Raw genomic sequence first — 9481 nt, forward strand, 5'->3', positions numbered from 1 at the left:
AAAATAGTTTGCTATTTTAAAAAAGTGAGGATATAATTTCTAAATAAAAATGATAATTATTATCAATAAATATTATAAAATAAAAATAATTATAAAAAACAACTGAATATAAAGGATGAAATGAAACATGTTACATAAGTCTGCTGTATATGCTGGCAATAAGCACATGAAACATATTAAGTTCATATGTTTCATGTGCTTATCAATTTTATGTTTAATCGGATCTATATTTTTAGCTATTGCATTCGGTGCAAAGGATATCCATTTGCAAACCGTATGGACAGCGGTTTTTGATTATAATCCGAAATTAACGCAGCACCAAATTATATATGAATTAAGGCTCCCAAGGGTAATTGGAGCAGCAGTTGTAGGAGCAGCTTTTGCGGTCGCTGGGGCTGTTATGCAAGGAGTAACACGAAATCCTTTAGCTGATGCAGGTGTGCTTGGCATAAATGCAGGTGCGATGTTTGTAGTAGCACTTAGTTTTGCCTTTTTTCCGCATATGCCATATTCCTATTTAATGATTGTCTCTTTTATTGGAGCGGTTTTAAGTACAGTACTCATTTTTATTATCGGATCGGCCACATCAGGCGGATTAACACCAATGAGGTTAACGATTGCTGGAGCGGTTATGGCAGCGCTTTTACATTCATTAAGTTCAGGTGTTGCGATTTATTATGATTTAAGCCAAGATTTAGCGTTTTGGTATGCTGGTGGTGTTGCAGGGGTTAAGTGGGAACACTTGAAATTTTTAGTCCCTATTATTCTTATAACGATTATTTTTGCGACAATGCTAGGGAGATCTATTTCACTCATATCAATGGGAGATGATGTTGCTACAAATTTAGGAGTGAAAACGAACCGAACGAGAATACTAGGGATGATTATAGTAGTCATTCTTGCAGGTGTATCTGTTTCAGCTGTTGGTTCTATCGGATTTGTAGGACTCGTTATTCCGCATATTGCTAGAAAATTAGTTGGTGTTAATTATCGACTCATTATTCCTATGTCAGCATTATTAGGTGCTATGTTATTAGTTTTAGCTGACCTAGGAGCAAGAGCAGTAAACCCTCCTAAAGAACTTGCGATAGGAATTATGGTAGCTCTTGTTGGAGTTCCGTTCTTCCTCTATATAGCACGTAAAGTTGGGAGGGAGCTATAAGTGAAGGGTCTTATTAACACAGATAAAAAAAGAGCCATTACTGTAACTACAATATTCGGTTGTATTGGTATCGCTGTCATTTTACTTAGCTTAAATACAGGGACACTTAGTATTGCACCGCTCAAAGTAATTCAAACGCTTTTCGGTTATGGTGATTTTGAAAGTGCAACCGTGCTATACGATTATCGTATGCCAAGAATTATAATCACAATGTTAGCTGGTATTGGCCTTGGGATTTCCGGTGCGATTTTACAAGGATTATCACGTAACGCACTTGCAGACCCTGGTATTTTAGGATTGCATTCAGGTGCATCTTTCGGGCTAATTATATTCGTTACTTTCTTTCATTCTATTAATGAGAATGCATCGATTTTAATACCGTTATTTACATTCGGTGGGGGAATACTAGCTGCATTTTTAATTATTATACTTGCGAGTGATCGATCAAAAGGTTTACTTCCTATTAGACTTATTCTCGTTGGTATTGCTGTTTCAGCTGGATTTAGTGCGATTTCGTTATTTTTCTCTCTCAAGTTAAATGATGAGACATATACATTCGCTTCCAGATGGTTAGTTGGTAACGTGTGGGGAAGGGATTGGATTCATGTCCTTGCATTATTACCTTGGATTTTCATACTAACCCCGTATGCATGGCTAAAATCTAAAACGTTAAATGCATTGTCACTAGGTGATAGTGTGGCAGCAGGACTTGGTGTTTCTGTTCAAAAAGAACGGTTACTACTTTTAGCTACAGCGGTTGGATTATCTTGCGCGAGTGTATCGATGGCAGGAGGAATTGGTTTTATCGGTTTAGTTGCTCCGCATATTGCAAGAAAGTTAGTAGGTACTACGTATCAACATTTTCTTCCTTTAGCTGGCATTATCGGAATGATTATTTTAGTGCTAGCAGATACGATAGGTCGTTCTATATTTGAGCCAAACTCTATTCCAGCTGGTGTAGTAGTGGCAGCTTTAGGAGCACCGTATTTTCTTTATTTACTTACAAAAACAAAATAAATACTTCAAAGAGGAGAACATATGAAAAAGAAACTTACTATTTTATTTAGCATGATGTGTATTTTAGTATTAGCAGCATGTGGTCAAACGAAAGCTAATGAAGAGGCAACGAAAAAAACGGAAAAAAGTAATGACCCAAAAATTGCTTCAATGTCTATTCATTTAACAAATGATTTACTTGCATTAGGAATTACACCAGTAGGTTCTGTTATTGGGGGAGATTTAAAAGATTTCTTACCGCACGCTAAAGAGAAGTTGAAAGATACGAAGAAGCTTGGTGTTGTAACAGATCCGAATATGGAAGCGTTACTTCAATTAAAGCCAACTGACATTTATGTTGATGAAAAATATGCTGGTAAAGATGTAGCGAAATACGAAAAAATTGCAAAAACACATTCTTTCAATTTAGATGAAGGTACGTGGAGAGATCATTTAAAACAAGTTGGTAAACTTGTAAACCGTGAGAAAGAAGCAGATAAATATATTCAAGATTACGAAGAGCAATCAAAACGAGTAAAAGGTTTAATAGATAAAGAGCTAGGTAATAACGAAAAAGTAATGGCAATTCGCGTTACTGCAAAAGAATTGCGTGTATTTAGTACGAAAAGACCGATGGGACCAATTTTATTCCAAGACTTAGGGTTACAGCCTGCAAATGGTGTAGAGAAAATTGATGGAAACCGCCCTTTCGAAGTCATTTCACAAGAAGTATTACCTGACTTTGATGCAGATGCGATTTTCGTTGTTGTAAATAGAGATGATAAAGCAAAAGCAGCATTTAAACAACTTCAAGAAACGCCAATTTGGAAAGACTTAAAAGCAGTTAAAGGCAAGCACGTATACATTATCAATGATCAACCATGGCTGGACTATTCTGCTTTAGGAAACAAAATGGCAATGGATGAAGCGGAGAAAATGTTTACGAAATAATATAGTTTTGCTATTAGGAAAGGCCCTCTAAATTTGGAGGGCCTTTCTATTATTGTTAGAATAAATAAAAAATTATACAATGAAGTTAATTCAATATGGAGGAGATGTGCCAATGTCAGTGCTTATTGTAAGTATCCCATTTATGAAACAGTTTATGGAATAAGGGGATAAATAGTCTAAAATAAGTATCCCCGTTATTTAAAAGGGGGAGTTTGAAATGACAATGAATCTTTTTCGAAATAAAACGATTAAATTATCAGCTATGAGAGAAATAGATGCTGAAGTAATGGCTATGTGGCAAGAAGATAGTGAGTATTTAAGACATGTTGATACAGATGTAGCATTCCCGCAATCTTTAAATGAAATAGCAAGTGATGAGTTATTAAAAGGACGGAGATCGAATAGTGTTTCTTTCATGGTAAGGACAGTTCAAGAAGATCGCTTAATTGGTTTTGTGGCGATTCATGGTATAGAGTGGAATAACAGAACAGGTTTATTAGCCATTGGTATAGGAGATGCGAATGATAGAGGAAAAGGATATGGGAAAGAAGCAATACATCTTATTCTAAAGTATGCTTTCTATGAATTGAATTTACACCGCATCGGTCTCGATGTTATTTCGTATAATAAACCTGCCATTGCATTGTATAAAAAGATGGGTTTTCAAATGGAAGGCTGTATGAGAGAAGCGGTTCAAAGAGATGGGAAGTGTTTTGACCGTCTGATTATGGGGATATTGCGGGATGAATGGATAGAGCTGCAAGGTTAGAAAGTACATTCGAAATTATATATGTAGTATGCAGGAGATATAATGGTAATTGGCGAAAATTTACAGTGTGTTGATTGAATTTATAAGGAGTCATGCAAAATGAATTTAGAAAAGGCAAAACCAGTAAATGAAGAGGTCGCCGAATTAAAAGAACTTATTAAAGAGTTACACGGAAGTGTGCACCAACTTCAAAGTGAAGTGCAGCAACTAAGGCACGAAAGACCAGTTGTTGAAGTGAGAAAAGGTGTTCAATTATCACCAACAATTGTCGGACAAATTGGTGGTATGATTTTAGGTGGTTTAGCAATTATCGGTATATTTTGGTGATGAAAAAAGGTTTGCAGCACGGATGCTGCAAACCTTTTGTATTTGACGATATAATTTCATGCAATACAACTTTTACATTAAATAACGTAAATATATATAAGCATGTGATAACAAGAGTGCAACAATAGTTAATGGTAAACCAATTTTTAAGAAGTCCATATAAGAGAAGCCATGTCCTTCACGTTTTGCAATACCAGCAACGACTACGTTTGCAGATGCTCCGATTAGCGTTCCATTTCCTCCTAAGCAAGCTCCAAGTGATAACGCCCACCATAGTACTTCGATTTGCGGAGAGTCGACAGATAGTCCGAGTCCTGTAGCTAAGTCTTGAATAAGCGGGATCATCGTTGCGACAAATGGGATGTTGTCGATTGTCGCAGATGCGATGCCAGATACCCATAAAATAAGTATAGCTGCGAATCCGATGTCACCGTTTGTTACGTCGAGTACTTCTTTTGCAAGTGAAGAGATAAGTCCGATATCAATTAACCCGCCAACGAGAACGAATAGTCCGGCGAAGAAGAAAATGGTTACCCATTCAACGTGGGCAAATACATCTTCAATATCATGTTCTTTCACGCCGGTTAACATAAGAAGTGTAGCGCCTGTCATCGCGATAACAGCAGCGTCTACATGAATAATCGAATGAAGTACGAAGCCTAAAATAGTTAGTCCTAAAATCGAAATGGATTTTAAAAGGAGGCTTTGATCTTTAATGTAATCTTTTTCGTTTAATGCCATTAGTTTTTCGATTTGTTCAGATGTTGTTTTTAGTTTGTTACGATACATGAAGTAAATAATGCCAAGTGTCACAATAGAAATAATAATTACGATTGGAGCTAAGTTAAGTAAAAAGGCGTTAAAGTCTAAATGTTTGTTTGCTGATCCAATCATAATATTAGGTGGATCACCGATTAATGTTGCTGTTCCGCCTATATTTGAAAATAGCACTTCTGAAATCAAATAAGGCACAGGATTTACTTTTAAAATACGTGTAATGGATAATGTAACAGGAACGATTAATAAAACGGTTGTTACATTGTCCAAAAATGCTGATCCGACAGCGGTTAATAGGGATAGTAATAATAAAATGCGAATCGGTTTTCCACCAGCTGCTTTTGCCGCTTTAATGGCCACAAATTCAAATACGCCTGATTGACTCGTAATATGTACGAGAATCATCATCCCGATTAAAAGGGTGATCGTTTCCCATTGAATATGTGATGTGAAAGCGGTATGTAAATCTACAACTCCAAAAATAATCATAATAGCAGCACCGAATAGTGCGATTACAGCACGATTCAATTTTTCAGAAATAATAAATCCGTACGTGATTAAAAATACGGCAATTGCAAAATAATATTGCCAATTTGCTACTTCATGTGCTGATTGTTCCAATCATGTCACCTTCTTTAAAGTATGTATTCAATTGTCGAAATGTATCTCGCTGCAATAATGCGGGATAAAATATATTGTAGCAAATTCAAAAAAGAAAGAAAACTATTTAACGAAGTGAAGGAAAAAATGTATTTTTTACATATCATATAAAAAATATAAAAAACGCAGTGCAAATTATTAGGAAAAGTGAGCGTTGTCCTCTAATATAGAGATAGCAATTTACATTATTTTTGCGTAAAATGGTTTAAAGAGGTGAATTCCGATGGAAATAGTAAAAGATAGTTCTCTTATTCAAAATGAAATTGAACGTTTTGTAAATAAAGATGTATATATTCATTTAGAAACGACAAACGGAGCATATGCATCACACATAAATGAAAAGATGATGACAGTTGGTGCTTTCATTCGAAATGCGATTATCCGTTTTGAACGCGGGAAGATAACTGGAACAAATCCATACCGAGTTGGTCTGAAAATGGATCACGGTTGGGTATATGCTGAAGGTATTACGCACTGGGAAGTAGACGATCAAGAGCGTTTATTATTAGCTGGACATGATAATTTAGGTCGTCTAGCAGTTGCACTTGAGTTAAGCTTAACACCATTTAAGTAAGAAGGAGGGAAACTTATGGAGAGACATGTACTTGTTGTATTTCCGCATCCAGATGATGAAGCATATGCTGCGGGAGGAACAATTCGCTTATTAACAGATCAAGGAGTACCTGTAACATATGCATGTGGTACTCTAGGACAAATGGGACGTAACATGGGTAAGAATGTATTCGCTAACCGTGAAACGATTCCACATATCCGTGAGAAAGAATTGAAAGATGCTTGTGAAGCGATGGGCATTAAAGATTTAAGAATGCTTGGCTTCCATGATAAAACGTTAGAGTTTGAAGATGTTGATTTTGTTGCTGACAAAATTGAAGCAATAATTCAAGAAGTAAATCCATCTCGAATTATTACATTTTACCCAGAGCACGGTGTACATCCAGATCATAATGCATTTGGCCGCGCTGTCGTTCGCGCTGTATCACGTATGCCAAAAGAAGAGCGCCCAGTTATTCATGCTGTTGCGATTACGAAAAATCGTGAGGCAGTATTAGGAGAACCGGATGTTGTAAATAACATTAGTGAAGTATTTGATCATAAATTAACTGCACTAGGTGCGCACCGTTCACAAACAGAAGCAATGCTTGAAGACACGCATGCAAAAATAAAAAATAAAGATGCAGCAACATTAAAATGGCTGCAACTTGAACAGTTTTGGACTTATAAATGGGAGTAGACTAGAAGGATACCTTCTAGTTGCTCTTACATAGAAAAAGCGCCGTCACTTGTGATGGCGCTTTTTCTTGTTGAAGACTATATATTTCTTAGGGGGCTTCAAAATTTAAAAATTAACGTGCAGTATAGCCTCCATCAACAAGAAGTGTTGTACCGTTAACAAAACTAGCATCATCACTTGCTAAAAATAAGACAGCTTTAGCGATTTCTTCTGGTGTTCCAAGTCGGCCTTGCGGATGAAGTGAAGCTAAATATTCTTTCTGTTGAGGATTAACACTACCAAGTAAAGGGGTGTCAATATAACCAGGGCACACCGCATTAATACGTATTCCATATTTAGCGTAGGCAGTACATAAATTTTGAGTTAATAGTTTCACGCCACCTTTTGCAGAGGAGTATGCTGTTGGGGTAGGTAATGAAACAAAACTATGAATCGAACCAGCGTTAACGATGACACCACCTGTACCTTGTTTAAGAAATTGTTCAATCGAATATTTATCAGAAAGGAATACCCCAGATAAATTAATATCAATAGTTTTTTTCCATTTTTCATAGGATAATTCGTTTGCTGGTGCATCATCAGCAACGCCGGCATTGGCATACATAATATCTAATTTACCGTATGTACTTACAGTCTCATGAATTAGCTGTTTAATATCTGCTTCTTTTGTTACATCGGTTTTAATAAATAACGTATTATATCCATGTGCATTCAATTCATCTGATAGGTCTTTTCCACGTTCAGAAAAGTCAGCAATAACTACTTTTGCACCTTCTTCGATAAAAAGACGAACGGTAGATTCGCCAATTCCACTTGCACCACCAGTTATGATTGCTACTTTGTCTTTCAATTTCATATAAACCTCTCCATTCATCAATGAATTTAAGTCGAATTTTAAAATCTGGTTATATCACTATTAACCTTAAATAGTAAGTAGATAGAAGAAAAAGCTCGCGTTTACTTAATTGTAAGAGTGCTATTTTTTCTTTAGTGTACTTTTTGATACAGTTATGGACGAAAATATTAATTTGGTCAATCTTATCATTAGATTGAATATTTGGTAAAGAGCTCTCGAACAGAGCGAGTGCCGATGCTGAAAAATTAAAATAAACATTCAGTATTATTTGTAGGGTAAGGAACAAAGGGGAGAGATGCATAACGAAAAATACTATGCTAGTTAAATAGGAAAAAGCCTTGCAGGGGGGCAAGGCTTTAAACAGGGTATTAAAAATTATTGATTTATTAAGAATAACTTCTTCTTGTGAATAAACTAATTTTAGCATGATAACTCATATATATGTGTTACGAATTTGTGAATAAAAACTCAATGATAAAAGTATGAGTGCAAGGAAATAATGTATTTGAAATATGCATTATTACACAAAGTTCAGTTGAAATAGGGAGGGAAATAAAAAAGCGCAATGAGCAAAATAATTAAAAGACGAATTATACCAAAGATTAGTGGAACGCCTAATACTAAATTACTTTTTGCATTTAATTCTTTAGAACTGATTTTTAATAATGTATATAAGAAGCGTATATTTTGAATTATTTAATAGAATAATATATATTTATATTGATTTAGTGATTTTAGTTTTTTTAAAATGGGGAAATGGATATGAAGGTTAAATTTGCCGTAATAAAAGATGAGAACTTTGATTGTAGTTTATTGGAAACAAAATTATTGAAAACTTTTAAAGAAGTAGATTGTGAAGCAGATATTGTAAAGGTTGAGGATGAAATTTTTGAAAACAATGATATACAAATGCATTTGTCAGAAATAACCATTAATGTTACTGGGAAAAATATCGGATTTAGATCCGTTTCAGCCAGTATATTTATTGTTCTAGAGAGTTTATCAATACAGCTATTTCGTATTCATATTAGTATACTTTAAGCAATTCAAAAAGTGGATTCTTCAGAAAATCATACTGATTATATTGAGTTGTAAATATGAAAATAATAGAAATTATCGTAGGTGCTCCCGAATGTTGGATTGCACATTGTTTGTTGTTAAATAAACAAGGGATACTTTTTCTAATTTGAACGTATCTTAACGCTAATTTATAAATAGAAGAATGGAAACATGTGAGTAATTCAATTAAATTGTACAAATAATTTGGTACGCGGATATACGGAATGTATTCACAGGTAAGAGGGTTGTCTCATAATATATATAGATTTTTCTATTAAGATGAACAGAGGGTGTGAATATATGGAAGATGTTTACGCTAAAATTGACAGTCTCAAGGCGGAGCAAAAAGAAATTATGCGAGACATTCGAAATTTAGAAACGCGTACCACTATTAATGAGAAAGACATAGCAACAATCAATAAGCAATTAGAAAAAATAAGTACAAACACAACTTGGATTTTGCGAATTATTATTAGTACGATAATAATGTCAGTTTTAGGATTGATATTAAAAGGAATGATTTAGTCTTGTGAAATAGAACAATATAAAAGAAAGAGGGGAGCTCCCTCTTTCTTTTATATAAATGAGAAGCTATAAATTTTCCGTTTCCTTTTCATCTGCATATTTTTCCTCTAAAGAAATTAATAGAGGAATGGATACAGTTACTAGAAT

The 9481-nt window shown here is 34.8% G+C and carries 11 protein-coding genes and 1 pseudogene; 9 read left to right on the forward strand and 3 right to left on the reverse strand.

All coding sequences use genetic code 11. From position 1 onward, the window contains the following. The first annotated feature begins 127 nt into the window (after window positions 1-127). From DN403_RS25155 to DN403_RS25175, 5 genes are all read left to right on the forward strand, one after another. Window positions 128-1162, forward strand: coding sequence for a FecCD family ABC transporter permease (locus tag DN403_RS25155; RefSeq protein WP_000902700.1), 1035 nt, complete (start codon window positions 128-130; stop codon window positions 1160-1162). Next, window positions 1163-2179: a FecCD family ABC transporter permease gene (locus tag DN403_RS25160; RefSeq protein ID WP_000677264.1), complete on the forward strand. Its 1017-nt coding sequence runs from the start codon at window positions 1163-1165 to the stop codon at window positions 2177-2179. Between the two features lie 21 nt (window positions 2180-2200). Next, the gene (locus DN403_RS25165; RefSeq protein WP_000728216.1) at window positions 2201-3109 is read left to right on the forward strand and encodes an iron-hydroxamate ABC transporter substrate-binding protein; all 909 of its coding nucleotides are present in this window, start codon (window positions 2201-2203) and stop codon (window positions 3107-3109) included. A gap of 217 nt (window positions 3110-3326) precedes the next feature. Further along, complete coding sequence (locus tag DN403_RS25170) at window positions 3327-3878, forward strand: GNAT family N-acetyltransferase (RefSeq protein ID WP_000178503.1); 552 nt, start codon at window positions 3327-3329, stop codon at window positions 3876-3878. A 99-nt stretch (window positions 3879-3977) separates the two neighbouring features. Continuing rightward, the gene (locus tag DN403_RS25175) at window positions 3978-4205 is read left to right on the forward strand and encodes a coiled-coil domain-containing protein (protein WP_001047304.1); all 228 of its coding nucleotides are present in this window, start codon (window positions 3978-3980) and stop codon (window positions 4203-4205) included. 72 nt (window positions 4206-4277) lie between these two features. Here DN403_RS25175 and DN403_RS25180 read toward each other — a convergent pair whose 3' ends face one another. Continuing rightward, window positions 4278-5603, reverse strand: coding sequence for an ArsB/NhaD family transporter (locus tag DN403_RS25180; RefSeq protein WP_000437996.1), 1326 nt, complete (start codon window positions 5601-5603; stop codon window positions 4278-4280). 262 nt (window positions 5604-5865) lie between these two features. Here DN403_RS25180 and DN403_RS25185 point away from each other — a divergent pair, with 262 nt between their 5' ends. Then, window positions 5866-6216, forward strand: coding sequence for a YojF family protein (locus tag DN403_RS25185; protein WP_000407045.1), 351 nt, complete (start codon window positions 5866-5868; stop codon window positions 6214-6216). Between the two features lie 15 nt (window positions 6217-6231). Further along, entirely contained in the window at window positions 6232-6894 is a 663-nt protein-coding gene (gene bshB2 / locus DN403_RS25190; protein WP_000439480.1) for a bacillithiol biosynthesis deacetylase BshB2, read from the forward strand. Between the two features lie 112 nt (window positions 6895-7006). On the opposite strand, the gene DN403_RS25195 is transcribed toward bshB2, so the two are convergent. Further along, window positions 7007-7750: an SDR family NAD(P)-dependent oxidoreductase gene (locus tag DN403_RS25195; protein ID WP_000768008.1), complete on the reverse strand. Its 744-nt coding sequence runs from the start codon at window positions 7748-7750 to the stop codon at window positions 7007-7009. A 762-nt stretch (window positions 7751-8512) separates the two neighbouring features. On the opposite strand from DN403_RS25195, the gene DN403_RS25205 reads away from it, so the two are divergent. Together DN403_RS25205 and DN403_RS25210 are read left to right on the forward strand one after the other, a co-directional pair. Beyond that, window positions 8513-8791 carry a hypothetical protein gene (locus tag DN403_RS25205; protein WP_000865002.1) on the forward strand — a complete coding sequence of 93 codons (279 nt, stop codon included), beginning with the start codon at window positions 8513-8515 and terminating at the stop codon, window positions 8789-8791. A 318-nt stretch (window positions 8792-9109) separates the two neighbouring features. After that, the gene (locus tag DN403_RS25210; protein WP_000390464.1) at window positions 9110-9334 is read left to right on the forward strand and encodes a hemolysin XhlA family protein; all 225 of its coding nucleotides are present in this window, start codon (window positions 9110-9112) and stop codon (window positions 9332-9334) included. A gap of 66 nt (window positions 9335-9400) precedes the next feature. On the opposite strand, the pseudogene DN403_RS32395 reads toward DN403_RS25210, so the two are convergent. Beyond that, window positions 9401-9481, reverse strand: a pseudogene (locus DN403_RS32395) (DUF5823 family protein); the annotation flags it as partial.

It is taken from the genome of Bacillus sp. AY2-1 (assembly GCF_008368965.1).
Lineage (GTDB): Bacteria > Bacillota > Bacilli > Bacillales > Bacillaceae_G > Bacillus_A > Bacillus_A thuringiensis_S.

Excerpts from the sequence above, each read along its gene's own strand:
- DN403_RS25155 (WP_000902700.1), top strand. The coding sequence starts at position 128 with ATGTTACATAAGTCTGCTGTATATGCTGGCAATAAGCACATGAAACAT.
- DN403_RS25165 (WP_000728216.1), top strand. The coding sequence starts at position 2,201 with ATGAAAAAGAAACTTACTATTTTATTTAGCATGATGTGTATTTTAGTA.
- DN403_RS25170 (WP_000178503.1), top strand. The coding sequence starts at position 3,327 with ATGACAATGAATCTTTTTCGAAATAAAACGATTAAATTATCAGCTATG.
- DN403_RS25175 (WP_001047304.1), top strand. The coding sequence starts at position 3,978 with ATGAATTTAGAAAAGGCAAAACCAGTAAATGAAGAGGTCGCCGAATTA.
- DN403_RS25185 (WP_000407045.1), top strand. The coding sequence starts at position 5,866 with ATGGAAATAGTAAAAGATAGTTCTCTTATTCAAAATGAAATTGAACGT.
- bshB2 (WP_000439480.1), top strand. The coding sequence starts at position 6,232 with ATGGAGAGACATGTACTTGTTGTATTTCCGCATCCAGATGATGAAGCA.
- DN403_RS25195 (WP_000768008.1), bottom strand. The coding sequence starts at position 7,750 with ATGAAATTGAAAGACAAAGTAGCAATCATAACTGGTGGTGCAAGTGGA.
- DN403_RS25205 (WP_000865002.1), top strand. The coding sequence starts at position 8,513 with ATGAAGGTTAAATTTGCCGTAATAAAAGATGAGAACTTTGATTGTAGT.
- DN403_RS25210 (WP_000390464.1), top strand. The coding sequence starts at position 9,110 with ATGGAAGATGTTTACGCTAAAATTGACAGTCTCAAGGCGGAGCAAAAA.